Here is a 15,930-nt window from a genome sequence, read left to right as displayed (position 1 = left end):
TTGTCTCCGCTGTTTAGAGCATTGAGGTCTCGTCAGGTCCGCGGCGCTGGTAGACGCCGTCATCAATCTTCTGCTGAGTGTACCTGCCGGCGGATGCAAGCGGCCAGTACTAGGGGGTCACTCCGCCGTGCGCCGAGACGCGCCACGCAGGGTGCGCAGGCTGATGGCCCATGCCGCGGCCTGGCGCACTGTCTCGGCATCGCTTTGCAGCATGGACTTGAGGAACGGCATGTGCTCCGGCCCGGCCATGCCGGCCAGGGCCTTGACCGCCTTCACCTGCGTCTCGGAATCGGCATGTTCCGCAGCCAGAATCACGGCGTCGGCGGCTGCCGGATCGCGGCAGATGCAAAGGGTCCGGCAGGCGAGCGCTACGTCGCGCCTGGAGGCCGGGTGCAGAGCCAGATCGGCGGCGTGCTCGCCCACCATGCGCCGTTCGAACCGTCCCAAGGACCACGCCGCCATCTCGCGGACAGGCTTTGCCGGATCGTCCAGAAGCTCAATGAGCGCGGGAATGGCCGACTCGTCGCGGATGATGCCGGGACCATTGGCCGCGGCGGCGCGGACTGCGGCGTGGCCGTCGCGCAGCATGGCCTCGATCACGCGCATCAGGCCGTCGCAGCGCAGCTCCAGGAGCGCGAACAACGCCTCGCGCCGGATGCGCCAGTACGGGTCGGACAGCTCCGGCAAAAAGGTGTCGGGATCGTCCGTCAACCAGCGCAGCGTCTTGAGCGCGGCCAGGCGAATGTCTTCGGAAGGCGAGGCGAGCAATGCGGCGGTCATGGGGATGGACCGCGCGTCGCGCAGCCGCTTGAGCGTTTCCAGGGCCGCGTCGATCTCGTGGAGGCAGCACCCGCCGCGTAGCACGGGCTCCAGCAGGGGGATAACGCCGGGGCCAAGGCCGGCAAGCCGCATCGCCGTTGTCTGGCGGACATGGAGCCTGTCGTCCTGCAGCCGTCCTATGCATTGCAGCGCTTCATCGCGGGCCGTGGCGTCCAGCTCGGGAAAGGCTTCCACCTCCGGAGCGCCGCCGGCCGGGCAGAGCGGGGCAGGCGCAAAGCTCAGGTCGGGCCGCCACACGCAGGCATTGGGCAGGGTTGCCGGGCCTTTGGTCTCAAACGTCATGGCTCCTCCCTGTCCAAATCTGCTTCGGCGGTTTGTTGATTCACTAATGCGGGGTCGGGCATCGCATCCTTCATCGCACCCAGGGCGTTCTCCAAAGGATGGCCGCTCGGCGTTTGGGCGACCTCTTCCGGTGAGGCCCCGATGGCCCTGGCCATGCGCTCCAGGCTGAAGATAGCCTGGGCTCTGCGTCGCGTCACGGCGGCCAGCGCCTTGGGGTCGCCGGCGAACCGCGTGGTTGCGTGCTCGAACCGCGACTCCAGCAGGACGATGTTGTCCCCGCGCACCAGCTTGTCCGCCAGGTAGACGGCCTCGGCCTCGCTCACGGGCGCATCCGCCGCTACGATGAACTCCGTGTGCCGGGCCACGATCTCCACAATGCCGTCGTAGCCGGCTTCCTCCAGCAGGTGCGCGCCGGCGTGGGCGTGCTTGGGCGAGCCCTTGGCGATGTCGTGCAGCAATCCTCCGGCGGCCACGGCGTTCATGTCAAGCTCTACCCCGGCGCGCTGAAGCGCTGCGGCGAGGCGCACCGCAACGATGGCCACCAAGGCGGAGTGCGCCCAGAGCCCTTTGTCCACGCCCTTTTCAGCAAGCAGGGTTGCAGCCTGGTCCAGCGTGGGAACTGCTGCGACGTCGGTCTTGGCCGAAGGTTTCGCCATCACGCTCCCTAATCGTTTTGTCTACGATGTTGGACAAGCTCGGCCACGATGCTCACGGCGATCTCGCCCGGTGTCTGCGCGCCGATGGACAGGCCGATGGGGCTGTGCACCCGCGCCAGGTCGTCGTCGGTGTAGCCGTCCTCGCGCATGGCCTGGTAGATGGTCTCCCGCTTGGAGCTGCTGCCGATCATGCCCACGTATCCGGCCCCGGTGGCCAGGGCCTGGCGCAGCACCAGGCCGTCGTGGCTGTGGCCGCGGGTGACGATGACGAGGTAGCTGTTCTCGGCAATGCGGTCATTGGCCATCTCCGGGCTCTGGAAGATGCCCTCGAAGGAGTCGAGCACGATGATGCGGTGCGCATCGGGGTAGCGCTCGCGGTTGGCGAACTCCGGCCGGTCGTCGAGCACAGTGACGCGGAAATCGGCCTGTGCGGCGACCACGGCTGTGGTCTGCGCCACATGGCCCGCCCCGAACAGGTAGACCGTATCCGGCGGGCTGAGGGTCTCCACAAACCAGCGCTCGCCGCCTGCGGCAGGGGCTGTGACGACCCAGGTGCCGTTCTGGGCGGCGTCCAGAATTTTGGATGCGTCGACTGAGTCCGGCAGCGCGCCGTCGCATGTTCCGCCTTGCTCCGGTGTGGCGGGATCAAGCGCGCAGTGCGTGGGCCGGGCCTTGCCGCCGGGCAGTCGGGTGGCGAAAAGGGCCGTGCGCCCCTGGCGGATGGCGTCCGCACAGGCGGCGAAGACGGCCACTGTCTCCGGTTTCGGCTCCAGCACCTCCACGTAGGCCTCCAGGCTGCCGCCGCAGATCATGTCCATGTCCGAGGGCTTGCTGCTGGACATGTCCACGTTGAGCAGCTCGGCCTGCGCATCGTTCTTGCCGGCCAGAAGCTCTCGGCCCAGGCGCTGGGCCATGGCTTCCGCCAGGCCGCCGCCGATGGTGCCTTCCGAGCGGCCGTCGGCTGTGACGAACATGCGCGCCCCGGCAGTGCGTGGGGTGGATCCATCCTGGTGGAGGATGGTGGCCAGGGCCAGACGTTCGCCGCCTTCGAGCAGTTGTGCAATTCGTTCCATGATATGCGGCATCAGAGGCTCTCCTGATTGTTCTGTATGACGAGGCTTCGTTTGGGACCGGCCGCAAGGCATTCTGCCCCCGTGGTCCAGGCGATGTCCACATCGAGTGCGTGTGAATGGATGAGCGGTCCGAGCACGGGCGAGGCGGCCATGGCCTCGCGCACCTCCGCGGCCAGCTGGTGCGTGGCTTCGTTGCCGGCGGACTTTGTGGCCAGGCTGAGGCGGAGCGTGGCCGCCTCGCTGGGGCTCGCCCCGTAACGCAGCTCTGCATTGCAGGCGCTGATGCGGTCCACGCGGAACACGGCCTCGTCCACGTGGTTGAGCGAAAAGTGTGAGTCCTGGACCGGGACGGTGTCGCCACGGCGTTCGCCCAGGGGCAAGAGTCGCGCAACCCGGCTGCCGCAAGGGCAGTCGCGGTCCAGGAGCATGCCCTTGTCCCCGGTGGCGTAGCGGATGAGCGGCATGCCGCGCCGCCGCAGCGTGGTGAGCACGATCTCGCCCTGCTCGCCGGCAGGCAGCGGCTGTTTGCTTCCGGGGTCCACGATCTCCACAAGAAGATCGGCCTCGCGCAGGTGCATGCCGTGGTGGGCGCAGCACTCCACGCCGCCGCCCAGGCCGGTCTCGGTGAGCCCGTAGTGGATGAAGACCTCGCAATCCAGGCGGGAGGCGATATCCCGGGCAAGCCATTGCGGGGCGTGCTCTCCGGACAGCAGCACCGAGGAGATATTGCCGCGCAGGGCTTCGGCCTGCGCGCGGGCCAGGGTCAAAAGCTGGCCAGGCAGGCCGATCAGCACCCGCGCCTCGTGCAGCAGGATCTTTTCCGCCACGCGGGCCGGGTCGTCCATGAAGCCGTAGGAAATGCACTCCGCCTGCAACCGCGTCAGGGATTCGCGCAGCAGGTCGCCCACGGAGTGGGGCGTGGCCCCGGGCATGAAGACCATGGCCGTGTCCCCGGACCGTATCTGCTGGGTCATGCCCACGGCGAAGAAGTCGACGGTGTGGGCGATGTCCTCGGCCGTGAAGTAGAGGCGCTTGGGCTCGCCCGTGGAGCCGGTTGTGCGTAGCGTGACCACGCGGGCCACGTCGCCCTGGGAGATGCAGAGGACGTACTCCGGCCTGGTGCGCAGGATGCTCTCGTCCATTATGGGCAGGTCGGCGAGTTCGCCGAGGTCGGAGAGGCCGGACTTGGGCAGCCGGCCCAGTCGTCCCCGATGGTAGGGGCTGTTCTCCATGGCCCAGGCCAGGGTCTCGTTGAGGGTATGGAGCTGATACTCGCGCAGCTTCTCCGGATCGAGCGGACCGCCGCCGTGGGTCTGCTCGGCGATCCAGGCGTCAAGAGGCGTGGGCTGCATCATGACCGGGCGTGCGCGTTGCGGTGGATGGAGCGTCCGTCCGCGGCGGTCAGGTTGTACGCGCAGAAGGGCACGAGCCGCCCGTCCGGCGCCACGCAATGGATGCAGCAGCCCTGCACCCGCTCCAGGTCCAAGGTCCAGGCGTCCTGGAAGGCCATGGCCGAGACGGTGAAAGCGCTGCGCCGGGCCTGGGCCAGGAAGGCGTCGAAATCGCCGAGGGGCTCGCCGGCATTGGACGAGCAGCCGCACTCCGGGGCCTTCCACTGCCGCGCCGTAAATGACGTGGCAGCGCGGGCACCGTCCGCGGCCACGATGGGGCCGGGCTTGGGTGAGCAGCACTGGCCGTTGTCGCGCAGCAGGCGCAGGCTGCCGTCAGGGTTGCGGAAGTAGGTGGCGTGGAAGGAGCATTGGGAGTGCTCGCAGCCGGGGGGAATGAAGTCCGCGGCACGGACAAGGCCGTCGGATTGGGACTCCAGGCCGCGCATGATCTCCGGCAGGGTGATGCGGTCCGCGTCCGCTGGCGGGTGCGGGTAACGGCCGAAGTAGCTGATGGGCTGGAAGTGCACGCCGCGCACGGCCGGTCCGGCCTGGATGGCCCAGCGCAGCAGGTCGCCCAGCTCCCGGTCGTTGACGCCGGGGACCACCGTGGCCACGAGCACGATGCCCAGACCATGTGCGGCGGCGCGCTCCACGGCGCGTTCCTTCTGCCGCAGCAATGCCCGGCCGCGGATGGACTCGTATACGCCGTCGCTGACGCCGTCGAACTGGAGGTAGAGCGAGTCCAGCCCGGCCTCGGCCAGTGCGGTCAGATACGCCTCGTCCCGCGCCAGGCGCAGGCCGTTGGTGTTGAGCAGCACCAGGGGGAAGCCACGGGACTTTGCCATGGCGACGATCTCCGGGAGGTCGTCGCGCACGGCGGGTTCACCCCCGGAAAGCTGGATGTTGCACATGCCGGAGGCGCGCTCCACGCTGTCCAGCCAGCCGGCGATGGTGGCCATGTCCGGGTCGGCGTCTGGCGATCTGACATCGGAATCGGCAAAGCAGATGGGGCAGCCCAGGTCGCAACGGCTCGTGAGCTCCAGGAGCGCGCTGCAGGTGTGCTGGCCGTGCTCCGGGCAGAGGCCGCAGTCAAAGGGGCAGCCCTTGTCGCGCGTGGTGGCCGGGACCTTGGGCGTGGAGGGCGTCTTGGGCCGGGTCCATGTCTCCAGGGCTGGGCCGCCGCGCCAGATCACCGCGCGGCTCGTCCCGTGCTCTGGGCACTCTTTGACCAGATAGACGTCGTCGCCCTCGCGGACGCGATGCGCCGTTATGGGCCGCAGGCATTGGGGGCAGAGGCTGCGCGTCTGGGACAGGACCTGAGTGAAGGGCTTCTCGACAAAGTCCTCTTCCCGTGTGCCAGGGTTCGCTGCTTTCATCGTGGGCATTGAAGAGTGCCTCCGGCGGCCAGGGGGACAGCGTTCTTCTGGACCCAGATCAGGGTCCAGGGAGCCATGCTCCCTGGCAGGGTGCCCGAGGGGCGGAGCCCCTCGGTATGGTATTCCATCACCGATCCTCAAACGGGACCGTGGGGTCGATGTCATTTTCCTGCAGGATGGTGACGGCCTTGGTGTACACGCCGCTCACCAGGGAGCCGCAGCGGTGCATGTCCGGCCCGGACTCGTTGTCGTCCAGGATGTCGGAGCAGCGGATGCCCGGGCAACCGGCGCAGGGTGTGGAGCGGAACCACTCCACGAGCTCGGCGATCATCACCGGCAGGCGGTCGTGGGCGCGCTCTTCCGGCGCTCCCTTGCCGGCGTTCATGGCGATGAGGCAGCAGCCGCCCAGCAGGGCGCCGCAGGTTTCGCCGGAGAAGCCGAGACCGTTGCCCAGGCCGTCCATGGCGCGGACCAGCTCCGGGTTCTCGCGGTCTTGCAGGCGCAGGCCCAGGAGGATCAGGATCTGGCTGCAATTGAAGCCCTGGGAACCATAGGTCAACAGGTCGAGATCGATATCGCTCATGCGTTTCCTACACTTGTATCTGAAATGGTTATGCTCTTTTCCGCAAGGCAGAGGGCGTAGCCAAAGGCGCGGGCAGACGTGGCGCACGAGCCGTCCGCGCCGCAACTGCCGAGAAAGGCGCTGGCCGGCACGCCGGCAAAGGCGAGCCGCGCAGCGCAGTCCACCAGCAGGCGGCTGTGGTCTTCCCAGGTCAGGACGGAGAGGCCGGCCGCATCAATCCTGGCGTGGAGGTCGTAGCGGGTGGCGGCTCCGCGCAGGCAACCGCTGGCGTTGGGCCCGCCGGCAAAGCCGGGGTCGCGGCGGTACACATCGCTGAGGACAAGCACGCCGCCCGGCCGCAGCACTCGCGCCGCCTCGGCCAGGGCGGCCGCCGGATCAGGGCAGAGGGAGAGGACGCACTCCATGAACACGGCGTCCAGAACGGCGCCGCGCAGCGGGATGGAAGCCGCCGAGCCGCAGAGCAGGCCGGCGTCGCGCTGCTCGTTCCGGGCCTGGATGAGCAGCTCGGGCGTGAGGTCCAGACCGTAGGCGCGCAGCTTGTAGCGCTCCCGCAGCAGCCGGACCGTTGCGCCCAGGCCGCAGCCGATGTCCAGGACCCTGGCGCCGGCGGGCAGAGGCCACAGGGCAAGGGCGCGCTCCGTGGTGGTGGAGCCGCCGGGACGCAGCGTCGGTCCCAGGGCCTCCTGCACGTCACGCCGCAGATACGGCGCCGACGCATGGCCGGCCGTGGTCACTTGTCCTCCAGGACCTGCTCCACCTCGAGTATCTTGCCCATGGCGAGCTCCTCCGGAACGATGAACATGCCGCACTTGGGGCAGACCGGCAGCTCCACATCAAAGACGCTGCCCAGGTAGGCGAGCTGGGTCTTGCCCGGCACGAGTGGTTCATTGCACTTCTGGCACACCCAGCCTTCGTAGCGGGCTATGATTTCAGGAAAATGCTGCATTACTGCGCCCCCTGGAGGATCATGCGGTGACTCCATGCGCGGTACACGCGGAAGGCTTGGCCACCGGGCTCCGGCGCGTACTCCACCCAGTAGGTGACGGCCGCCGGCTGATGGGAAACGAGAAAGCGGCCGGACTCCGGGTGCTTCATGCTGCGGCCGGTTTCCTCGGCGTGGGCAATGGCGCGGCGGATGTCTTCGGCCAGAATGCGACGCTCGTCCACGGCGCTTTGGACCTCGGGCTCGAGTATCAGCTCGATCTCTTCGTACTTCTCCATGGGGCCTTGCTCCTCGTTCCAGAGCTCTTTTGCAAGCTGTGCGCGCAGTCGGGCGCGGTTCTCATGCTTGTCCGCCGGGCCCGGGCCGCTGCGCACCAGGGGATTGGGGCTGGCGGGCTCCGGGTTCCTGGCGAGGCCGGGGAAGAGCAGGTCGAGCATGTGCACGACCGGCGCGCCCTGGCGGGAGAGACTGTCCCGGCACATGGCGCAGTAAGCCAGGAACGGCGAGGGATTGTCGGTGGTCCGGCGCTCCACGACCTTGGTCGCCATGGCCGGATTGGCGCACTCCATGAGACCGCCGAAGCCGCAGCACTCCGTGTTCACGCCGGTCAGGTCGGCGTCGCGCAGGGTGACGCCGAGACGGCCGGCCATGGTCCGGGCGCTGTTCTGCACCGCGGCCAGGTAGCGCGAGGTGCAGGGATCGTGCAGGGTGTACACGCCCTCGCCGCCGGCGCCTTCCGGCAGGTCCATGGGCTCCAGGACTTCCCAGAGCGAGGTGCACGGAATCTCCGGCAGCAGATCGGCGAAGGTCTGCAGGCAGGTGGTGCAGGCAAGGACGAGCTTGGGCTCGCCGAGCTCCTTCCACAAGGCGCGGAAGCTCTCGGTCACGTTGGCCAGCACGTCCTTTCGGCCGGCCCACTCGGCAGGCGCGCCGCAGCAGTGCATGAGCAGGCCCACGCCGCCTTCGAGGCCGGCGCGCAGGTGGTCGTAGGTCGCGCGGACCAGCTCCGGCGTGGCGCCGGCAAGCTGGCAACCGGGGACGAACGCCCACTCGCAGGCGCCGGTATCCGGGTCCGGCTTGGCCAGCGTGGCCTTGGACGAGACGTTGAAGTCGAGATCGCGCAAGGCGAAGTCGAACGCAGACGCCGGCATCTTGTCCTGGCGGACCATCTCCCGCCGCGCCATCAGGCAGAGCGTGCCCATGTGGAAGTCGTTGGGGCAGACCTCGGCGCAGAGGCCGCAGTTGCTGCACGATTCGATCATGGTGTTGGCCGCCCGCAGGCCGTGCACAACGGAGAGGTTGTTGTAGATCTCCCGCGCATACTTCTTGGGATAGCCCTTGAAATGCGCGAGGTACGGGCAGACCTTGACGCACTCCTTGCACTCGCACTGGATGCAGCGGGCCGCCTCGGCTCTGGCTTCCTCGGGCGTGTAGCCCCCGGGGTCGGCCATGGGCGTGGCGGGCGCATGCTCCACGTCGGCCATGCTGGTGAAGAGCCGCGTCTCGAAGGGGCCTTCTTTCTCGCGGGAGGCGCTCAGGGAGACGTTCTGTGCGGTGCGCTCTATGGAGAGTGCGGCCTGGCGTCCGTGCAGGACGGCCTGGATGGGCGAAAAGGGCGTGCTCCCAAGGGGCGCGCCGGCAAAGAGTCCGGGCCGGCCCGTGCTCCGGGATACGGGGTCCAGGGCCTTGATGTCGAAGACGAGGTCGACGTGGATGTCGCTCAGGGCCAGGGAGTCCAGTCCCAGGTAGACGCCGGCGTGCTCGTCCAGCAGCCTCTGGATGCGGTCCGCGTCGATGGCGACGTCCGTCTCGATGGTGACGGGCATGGCTTTCAGGAGCTCCAGCTCCCGGGCCAGCGCCTCCGCAGGCAGCACGGACTCCGGATAGGCGAGCAGTACGCCGCCGATCTCGCGCTCCGGCACGAGCAGGGAGACCCTGACACCCTTGCGGCCCAGGTCCCAGGCTGCGGTCAGCGCGCTGAGTCCGCCGCCGACAACGGCGGCTGTGAAATTTTTAGGCGGCACAGGCAGGCTGCGCGGCCGGGCGTCGCTCTGGATGACGCAGGCGCGCTCCAAGCTCCCGATGCGAATGCCCTCGTCGCCGTCCTCGGGATCGGCGCGCCGGCAGGCGTTCTCGCATGGGTGGTCGCAGATCCTGCCCAGCACCCCGGAGAGGGGCATTGTCTTGGCAAGGACCTTGCGCGCTTCGTCAACTTTACCAGCGGCCAGATGCCGCGTGAAGAGCCGGACGTCCACATGGATGGGACATGCGGCCTGGCAGAGCGGCGGTTCCTCCTGGATGCATAACCATTCCCAACGGCGTAAGTCTTTCTGCTCCATGGTATTCCCGCGTCGTGAACATTGTCGAGCAAGGCTGGGCAAAAGAGGCCCGGCCTGGTCTGCTACGCAAGTGCGGCCGGTAGGGCACGCGAGTCAAGGGGACGCCCGAAAACGGACGCCCCCTGATACTACATTCTCGCGATGCTCGCGGCTAGCCCTTGAGGGCGGCGAGCACTTTCTCCGGCCGTGCGGGCAGATGCGTGACACGCGCGCCGCAGGCATTGTAGATGGCGTTGGAGATGGCCGCGTGCGGGCAGGTGAGCGGAAGCTCGCCAGTGCCGGCAGCGCCGTGGGGACCGAACTCGCGCGGGGTCTCCACGTAGATCAGCTCCATGTCATCCGGGATCTGCTTGATGTACGGGAAGCCGGCGCCACGCATGGTGGAGTGCTTCTGGATGTCCTCGAAGTCCTCGGTGAGGGCCAGGCCGATACCCTGGGCCATACCGCCCCAGAGCTGACCGTCAACAACGAGCTTGTTGTTGACCTTGCCTACGTCGGCCACGAGGGTCATCTTGTCCACGGTGGTCTCGCCGCTGGTGGTGTTCACGGTCACCTCGGACATGAACACGCCGTACATGTACACGACGAAGGGGCAGCCCTGGCCGGTCTCGGCGTCGCAGTGCGTGCCGGTGTTGGCCGTGAAGTTGCCCACGTACTTGGTTTCCTTACCGGCATCCACCATCTCCTGGTAGTTGCGGTAGGTGCCGTCACCCTTGTCCAAGGCGGCCAGGAGCTTCTCGGCAGCGTCCTTGATGGCGTTACCGGTCATGACCTGGGAGCGGGAACCGCCGGCAGGGCCGGAGTTCGGGGTGGTGGCGGTGTTGGGCCAGGTGAAGCGCATCCGATCCGGGGTGATGCCGGCCTTGTACAGCACTTCGTGGGCCGTACCGATGGCGCCGATGTCCGCGCCCTGGCCGTGGTCCTCCCAGGCGGAGTGGATGGTCACGGTGTCGTCTTCGTTGATGGAAGCCCAGGCTTCGGAGGAGTCCGGGCCGTCCAGACCGCAGCCGTACACGCCGATGGAGATGCCGACGCCCTTCTTAAGCTCACCCTTGGACTCGGCCTTGGCCTTGTCCAGAGCGGCTTTGTACTTGGGACGCAGGATGTCGATCATCTCGGGCAGGCTGTAGACCTCGGGGTCCTGACCGGTGGGGTTGGTGGAGCCTTCGCGGTAGACGTTCTTGTAACGCAGCTCCAGGGGATCCATGTCCATCTTCTCGGCCAGCATGTCCATGAGCACTTCCGAGGCGAACTCGGACTGTGGGGAGCCGTAGCCGCGGAAGGCGGAGCCCCAGGCGTGGTTCGTGCACACGGTGCGGCCCATGCCGCGGATGCTGGGGATGTCGTAACCGGCGCCGATGAACTGCACGCCGCGCAGGGTGAGCAGGTCGCCGAACTCGGAGTAGGGGCCGTGGTCACAGGTCCAGTCGGACTCCATGGCCTTCAGCTTGCCTTCCTTGTCCGCGGCGAACTTGACGTTCATGAACCACGGGGAGCGCTTGCCGGTGTAGGTCTGCTGCTGGAAGTAGTTGTAGCGCAGAACCACGGGCCTGCCGGTGGCCAGGGCGGCCACGCCCAGCAGAGCTTCCATGGTGGGGCTGAACTTGTAGCCGAAGGTGCCGCCCATGGGGTTGGCGACCAGGGCTACCTTGTCGGGCTCCAGGCCGATGCCGGGGGCGATCATCAGGAGGTGCAGGTGCACGCCGATGGACTTGGAGTGGATCATCAGCATGCCATCTTCGGCGAAGTAGGCAAAGCCTACGTCGGGCTCGATGGGCATGTGCGGCTGACGGCCGACGTAGAAGTCGCCTTCCACGGTCACGTCAGCGCTGTCGAAGATCGGACCAGTCTCGTCGCCCTTCTTGATGGGGCACTCGTAGTACACGTTGGGCGTGCCGGGATGGATCTCGATGGCGTCCTCGGCCATGGCGTCGAGGGCGTTCATGTAGGCGGGCAGCTCTTCCAGGTCCACTTTCACCTTGGCCGCAGCGGCGCGGGCGTTCTTTTCGGTGTCCGCGCACACGATGGCGATGGCGTCGCCGTACTGGAAGACCTTTTCATCACACAGGATGGGACGTTCCCAACCGTCACCCTTGTTGGTGGGGAAGGTGATGAGGCCGGTGATGCGGTTCTTGCCCTTGACGTCCTTGGCCGTGAGCACGGAGTGCACGCCGGGCATCTTTTCGGCTTCGCTGGTGTCGATGCCTTTGATGTTGGCGTGGGAAACCTCGGCTTGCACCAGGGCGCATTGCAGGGTGTCGGCGGGCATCTTCAGGCCCAGGTCCGCACCATAGTCCAGCGTACCGGTGACCTTGGCCACGGCGGTGGGGCGGGGGTACTTGGTGCCCCAAATGCTGGTGTCCTCAGGCAGCTTGAACAGGAGCTCCTCGGCCTTCATCTCGCCGCGGATGACCTTGGCGGCGTCCATGACGGCGTCCACCAGGGGCTTGTAACCGGTGCAACGGCATGCGTTGCGGTTCTTCTGGAACCAATCGCGAACTTCTTCGCGGGTGGGGTTGTCGTTCTCGTCGAGCAGCGCTTTGGCCGAGACGATGAAGCCGGGAGAGCAGAAACCGCACTGGGCGCTGCCGTGGAGAACCCACGCCATCTGCAGCGGGTGCAGGTTGTCGGGCTGGCCGACGCCTTCGATGGTGGTGATCAGCGCGTCATCCGCGACCTTTTTCATCTTGAGCGCGCAGGAGCGGACGACTTTGCCGTTGATGATGACGCTACAAGCGCCACACTGGGCCTGGTCACAACCGATCTTGGTACCGGTAAGCCCGAGCTGGCCGCGCAGCACATTGGCCAGAGACTCCTCCGGATCCACGAACATGTTGTGTTCAACGCCATTGATATTCAGGGTCTTCTGGATCATTTTCGAAACACTCCTCAGTGTAACGGGGTTTGGACTGCTGGATTGATGAGAACGCAACGTAAAATACGTCATGTTCTCAATGCGCTACCGTCAGTCGCCATGGATTGATCAACACAAACAACGCTGCCAAGAGTTGCTTGCGGCGTCCGGCATCAACGCTGCCAGGAGTTGGCCGTCCGCCTGCAATTGATCATCCGGTTTGGGCGACGAATCGCCCACCTTCGGATGCCATGGTTTGATCCCCACAAATCCAATGCCTTACGTCTCTACTGCGTCATACTCCTTTGCCGAATGCACAGTTCGGGTACCGACACTCTGCACAACCGGCGCAATACCCGCCGTGGCCCAAAGCCACGATGTCCTCTCGGGTTATGACCTCACCCGCCACGATGCGCGGCACGACGAGATCGAAGATGCTGCTGCGCGCATACATGACGCAGCCAGGCAATCCCACCACGGGGATGTCTCCAAGGTAGGCGAGCATGAACATGGCCCCGGGGAACGTAGGCGCCCCATAGGTGACCACCTGCCCTCCGGCTTGCCGGATGGCGGTGGGAGTGCGGTCGTCCGGGTCCACGGACATGCCGCCCGTGACGGCGATCATGCTGGCGCCCCGATCCACGAGCTCGCGGATCGCGGCGACTGTCATGGATACGTCGTCAGGAACGAAGGTCTGATCGATGACCGAGCAGCCCAACTCGGCGAACTTGCGTTTCACCACCGGGCCAAAGCGGTCCTTGATGCGGCCGTGGTACACCTCGCTGCCGGTCGTCACCACGCCTACGTCCAGGTGCCGGAACGGCTTCACCGTGACGATGGGCGCGTTGGCGCGACAGATGGCTTCCACGTGCAGAAGCTTTTCCGCGCGAATGGCGAGCGGCACCACACGGGTGCCGGCCAGGGCGCGGCCCTTGGTAACCTGTTGGTTGTTGTGGATTGTCGCGACAACGATCTCGTCCACGGCGTTCACGGAGTGGAGCGCTTTGACGTTGATGCGCAGCAGACCGTCGATGTCCGCGAACAGGTTGACGCGGCCCTCGGAGGTCTCCGAAAAGGTGATGCCGTTACCGGCGATGGCCGTGGCGATGCGCACGGCGGCCTCATCCTCGTGGACGTAACCGTCCGCCAGATCGAGCACGTAGATGTGCTCTTTGCCGAGCTTCAACAGTGCGGACACATCCTCGGCCTGGATAATGTGTCCTCGCTTGAAGGCGCGGCCCTTGAACTCGCCAGGGATGATCTGTGTGATATCATGGCAGAGTACGGAACCGACGGCCTCCTCTACGGGAATGGATTTCATGAGGCTGCTTCCTGATAAAATGTTTCCATTTCAGGGTTCATGTGTATAATCAATATGTTATACATCACAGTTGCGGCCACATGACGCTGCTCCCCGCAACACGCATGTGCAATGGGTCGGACCCCTCCGAACCAAAATACATGTACATTATGTCCTGGTTGACACATTAAAACGTGACACGCTATCCCCTCAAGACAAGAAGAGAGGGTGAATCTCGGGCAACGTGAGAAATTTCACAAGGATTTTGGTCGAGAGGAAAATAGCGTGGCGCCAAAAAATAAATATGTCGGCAACGCGAAATTGCCTCAGGGTTCCTTCACCAAACTGCTGCGGCTCTACGCCATGGACATGGAAGCGTCGCGTATCGCGGGAGAGCTGGGCTATTCGCGTAATACCGTCAACACCTATCTGCGCAGGCTACGGGAGCGTATCCTCGAAGAGTCCATCAATCCGGCGATCTCCCCAGATGGCGAGGCTCCAGGCGTCTTCTTCATGGTCCGCGCCAGGGGCAACAGCGCCCGCTCCCGCAAGGCCCGACGCGCCTTCATTTTCGGCCGGGTGCGTGGGGAGCGACGTGTCTGCGTCGACATATTCAAGGGCCGTGAGGCCGAGGTGCTGCCCACGCTGCTCACGGGCGAGCTCAGAATCGAGGGGCAGGTGCTGGAAAAGTGCTGGCAGTGTTTTTCGGAAGTCCGGGGCGGGGAGCTGGCGCTCCATACCGTGGACACCGGACTGCCAACCGGCAAGGCGGCTGCCGCTCTGGTGGCCGAGTTTCTGGAAACGACGCGGCTGCGGCTCGAAAAGTTCCGCGGCATCAAGCATGGCCATGTCCGGCTGCACATCAAGGAGTGCGAGTTCCGCTTCAACCACGTGGATGACGTGGAAGCTGCACTCCTGGAGATGCTCAGCGCGCGGCCGCTGTAGTGCGGGCCTTGTTCACGGCAGGTTCGCGGGATACCGGACAGGAGATTTGATGTGGGATACTTCGATGCAGGCGCGGGTGGCCTGCCGGCAAGCCCGGCGCATCCGCTTCTGGTGAATGAGGCTCTGGCGCAAAGGCTGTGGGGCGTCTCGGGCGATCCTGACGAAAGGGCGCTGGACGAGCTCCACGAGCGCATCGCCGCCGCCGTGGCCCGGACGCCGGAATTTCCAAAGCAGCCGCTGGCCCTCCAGCTTCCGGCGCACGATACCGGCGAGGTCGACTGCCTGCTCCGCTACCGGGTGCTGGGCCATACGGCCGGGCTCTGCCTCGACTCTGCGGACGACACCTAGCCGAACAGCCGCGGGCCCGATTCCTGCCCGGCCCACTCGCCCGTGCCCCTTCGCAATCCCGCCGTCATCCCGGCGGATCACTTCTCATACACGTCGATGTCCCGCGGTCGCAACGTGGATCGCCTTCAATACGAAAGGAACGGGGTCAGCAGTGCGCGCCGCCGAGGCCCTGCGCCGCTGTGTTCATGGCCGCGCGTTTGCGGTGGCGCGGGCAGTAGAGCAGGCGCATCTCCTCGGGCATGGGCACGTTGCCGCAGGCGCCGCGCTGGCGGTCGGGTATTTTTGGGGCAAGGGCCTTGAGCTCTCGGGCGATGTCCTGGGAGCGCGCCATCACCGGCACGCCGCGCATGTCGATTTCCACCACATCCAGGCCCAGGCGTTCCGCCCTGCCGAGCATGGTCCTGGCAAAGGGATCCCAGTCCCCGCCGCAGTGGAGGAAGACGCTCTCGGGCCAGGCGTCCGGCTCCGGGCCAGTGTACGATTCCGTAAACGCCTGCAGCGGAAAGTCGCAGAGCTTGCGCCGGGAGCCGTGCTCCTGCTCCAGCGTTCTGGGCAGGCCCGCCATGAAGGGCGCGGCCACACCGTCGCGGGAGTTGCTCCGCAGCAGGCTGGCGATCGGTTCCGGCGCAATGTCCAGATAGCTCTTGCCCGGCTGCGGTACGGCGGCGTCCAGAAATACGAGGCGGCGGACGGCCGGCTGCAGCCGCGTGGCCAGCACCGGACCGAGCATGCCGGCAAAGCCGCTGCACACCAGCACGGCATCGGTCACGGCCTCGTAGCTGACCAGGTTCTCGATGTCCGCCAGGTAGGTGTGGATGGGGCTGTCCGTAACGGGGATGTGGCTGCGCTCGCCGCAGCCGGAGAACGTGGGGGTGTAGACCAGACAGCCCAGGCTGCGCAGAGAGCGTGCAATGCTCTGCCAAGCCCATCCGCCCTGGAAGGCGTCGTGCAGCAGGATGAAGGTGTTCATGTCGGTACAGCTCCGTTTGGTTTGTCGGAC

14 protein-coding genes are annotated in these 15,930 nt (G+C 66.2%); 2 read left to right on the top strand and 12 right to left on the bottom strand.

All coding sequences use genetic code 11. The annotated features are described in order from the left end of the window. Positions 1-117 precede the first annotated feature (117 nt). The 11 genes from E8L03_RS11985 to E8L03_RS11935 all read right to left on the bottom strand — a co-directional run bounded on the left by E8L03_RS11985 (position 118) and on the right by E8L03_RS11935 (position 13,658). The gene (locus E8L03_RS11985) at positions 118-1,122 is read right to left on the bottom strand and encodes a HEAT repeat domain-containing protein (RefSeq protein ID WP_171267486.1); all 1,005 of its coding nucleotides are present in this window, start codon (positions 1,120-1,122) and stop codon (positions 118-120) included. Next, positions 1,119-1,778: an HD domain-containing protein gene (locus E8L03_RS11980; RefSeq protein ID WP_171267485.1), complete on the bottom strand. Its 660-nt coding sequence runs from the start codon at positions 1,776-1,778 to the stop codon at positions 1,119-1,121. The genes E8L03_RS11985 and E8L03_RS11980 overlap by 4 nt, the downstream gene beginning before the upstream one ends. 8 nt (positions 1,779-1,786) lie before the next feature. Next, positions 1,787-2,863 (bottom strand): XdhC family aldehyde oxidoreductase maturation factor, encoded by a 1,077-nt coding sequence (locus E8L03_RS11975; protein WP_167512460.1) that lies wholly within the window; start codon positions 2,861-2,863, stop codon positions 1,787-1,789. Next, positions 2,863-4,206 carry a DVU_1553 family AMP-dependent CoA ligase gene (locus E8L03_RS11970; protein WP_171267484.1) on the bottom strand — a complete coding sequence of 448 codons (1,344 nt, stop codon included), beginning with the start codon at positions 4,204-4,206 and terminating at the stop codon, positions 2,863-2,865. The genes E8L03_RS11975 and E8L03_RS11970 overlap by 1 nt, the downstream gene beginning before the upstream one ends. Then, a complete protein-coding gene (gene trsS, locus E8L03_RS11965; protein WP_171268481.1) occupies positions 4,203-5,618 on the bottom strand; it encodes a radical SAM (seleno)protein TrsS in 1,416 nt (471 codons plus the stop codon). Before trsS ends, E8L03_RS11970 begins: the two co-directional genes overlap by 4 nt. Positions 5,619-5,745: 127 nt before the next feature. Continuing rightward, positions 5,746-6,201 (bottom strand): DVU_1555 family C-GCAxxG-C-C protein, encoded by a 456-nt coding sequence (locus E8L03_RS11960; RefSeq protein WP_144305472.1) that lies wholly within the window; start codon positions 6,199-6,201, stop codon positions 5,746-5,748. Then, on the bottom strand, positions 6,198-6,935 hold the full coding sequence (trsM, locus tag E8L03_RS11955; protein ID WP_171267483.1) for a DVU_1556 family methyltransferase: 738 nt from the start codon (positions 6,933-6,935) through the stop codon (positions 6,198-6,200). Before trsM ends, E8L03_RS11960 begins: the two co-directional genes overlap by 4 nt. After that, on the bottom strand, positions 6,932-7,147 hold the full coding sequence (locus tag E8L03_RS11950; RefSeq protein ID WP_171267482.1) for a DVU_1557 family redox protein: 216 nt from the start codon (positions 7,145-7,147) through the stop codon (positions 6,932-6,934). The genes trsM and E8L03_RS11950 overlap by 4 nt, the downstream gene beginning before the upstream one ends. Further along, positions 7,147-9,483, bottom strand: a complete 2,337-nt coding sequence (locus E8L03_RS11945; RefSeq protein ID WP_171267481.1) for a pyridine nucleotide-disulfide oxidoreductase/dicluster-binding protein — start codon at positions 9,481-9,483, stop codon at positions 7,147-7,149. The genes E8L03_RS11950 and E8L03_RS11945 overlap by 1 nt, the downstream gene beginning before the upstream one ends. Before the next feature lie 151 nt (positions 9,484-9,634). Then, entirely contained in the window at positions 9,635-12,358 is a 2,724-nt protein-coding gene (locus tag E8L03_RS11940) for a molybdopterin-dependent aldehyde oxidoreductase (protein WP_171267480.1), read from the bottom strand. A 274-nt stretch (positions 12,359-12,632) separates the two neighbouring features. Further along, on the bottom strand, positions 12,633-13,658 hold the full coding sequence (locus E8L03_RS11935) for a molybdopterin-binding protein (RefSeq protein ID WP_171267479.1): 1,026 nt from the start codon (positions 13,656-13,658) through the stop codon (positions 12,633-12,635). Between the two features lie 264 nt (positions 13,659-13,922). Between E8L03_RS11935 and E8L03_RS11930 the strand changes: the two genes are divergently transcribed. After that, positions 13,923-14,582, top strand: coding sequence for a hypothetical protein (locus E8L03_RS11930; protein WP_144305466.1), 660 nt, complete (start codon positions 13,923-13,925; stop codon positions 14,580-14,582). A 51-nt stretch (positions 14,583-14,633) separates the two neighbouring features. Next, positions 14,634-14,930 carry a hypothetical protein gene (locus E8L03_RS11925; protein ID WP_144305465.1) on the top strand — a complete coding sequence of 99 codons (297 nt, stop codon included), beginning with the start codon at positions 14,634-14,636 and terminating at the stop codon, positions 14,928-14,930. Positions 14,931-15,075: 145 nt separating this feature from the next. On the opposite strand, the gene E8L03_RS11920 is transcribed toward E8L03_RS11925, so the two are convergent. Then, positions 15,076-15,900, bottom strand: coding sequence for an alpha/beta fold hydrolase (locus tag E8L03_RS11920; protein ID WP_171267478.1), 825 nt, complete (start codon positions 15,898-15,900; stop codon positions 15,076-15,078). Positions 15,901-15,930: the final 30 nt, after the last annotated feature.

Source organism: Oceanidesulfovibrio marinus (assembly GCF_013085545.1).
GTDB lineage: Bacteria > Desulfobacterota > Desulfovibrionia > Desulfovibrionales > Desulfovibrionaceae > Oceanidesulfovibrio > Oceanidesulfovibrio marinus.
The sequence above is the reverse complement of the archived record's forward strand: the minus strand, read 5'-3'. Positions and strand labels throughout refer to the sequence as shown.

Excerpts from the sequence above, each read along its gene's own strand:
- E8L03_RS11980 (WP_171267485.1), bottom strand. The coding sequence starts at position 1,778 with ATGGCGAAACCTTCGGCCAAGACCGACGTCGCAGCAGTTCCCACGCTG.
- E8L03_RS11985 (WP_171267486.1), bottom strand. The coding sequence starts at position 1,122 with ATGACGTTTGAGACCAAAGGCCCGGCAACCCTGCCCAATGCCTGCGTG.
- E8L03_RS11935 (WP_171267479.1), bottom strand. The coding sequence starts at position 13,658 with ATGAAATCCATTCCCGTAGAGGAGGCCGTCGGTTCCGTACTCTGCCAT.
- E8L03_RS11940 (WP_171267480.1), bottom strand. The coding sequence starts at position 12,358 with ATGATCCAGAAGACCCTGAATATCAATGGCGTTGAACACAACATGTTC.
- trsS (WP_171268481.1), bottom strand. The coding sequence starts at position 5,618 with ATGAAAGCAGCGAACCCTGGCACACGGGAAGAGGACTTTGTCGAGAAG.
- E8L03_RS11970 (WP_171267484.1), bottom strand. The coding sequence starts at position 4,206 with ATGATGCAGCCCACGCCTCTTGACGCCTGGATCGCCGAGCAGACCCAC.
- E8L03_RS11920 (WP_171267478.1), bottom strand. The coding sequence starts at position 15,900 with ATGAACACCTTCATCCTGCTGCACGACGCCTTCCAGGGCGGATGGGCT.
- E8L03_RS11960 (WP_144305472.1), bottom strand. The coding sequence starts at position 6,201 with ATGAGCGATATCGATCTCGACCTGTTGACCTATGGTTCCCAGGGCTTC.
- E8L03_RS11950 (WP_171267482.1), bottom strand. The coding sequence starts at position 7,147 with ATGCAGCATTTTCCTGAAATCATAGCCCGCTACGAAGGCTGGGTGTGC.
- E8L03_RS11945 (WP_171267481.1), bottom strand. The coding sequence starts at position 9,483 with ATGGAGCAGAAAGACTTACGCCGTTGGGAATGGTTATGCATCCAGGAG.
- E8L03_RS11975 (WP_167512460.1), bottom strand. The coding sequence starts at position 2,863 with ATGCCGCATATCATGGAACGAATTGCACAACTGCTCGAAGGCGGCGAA.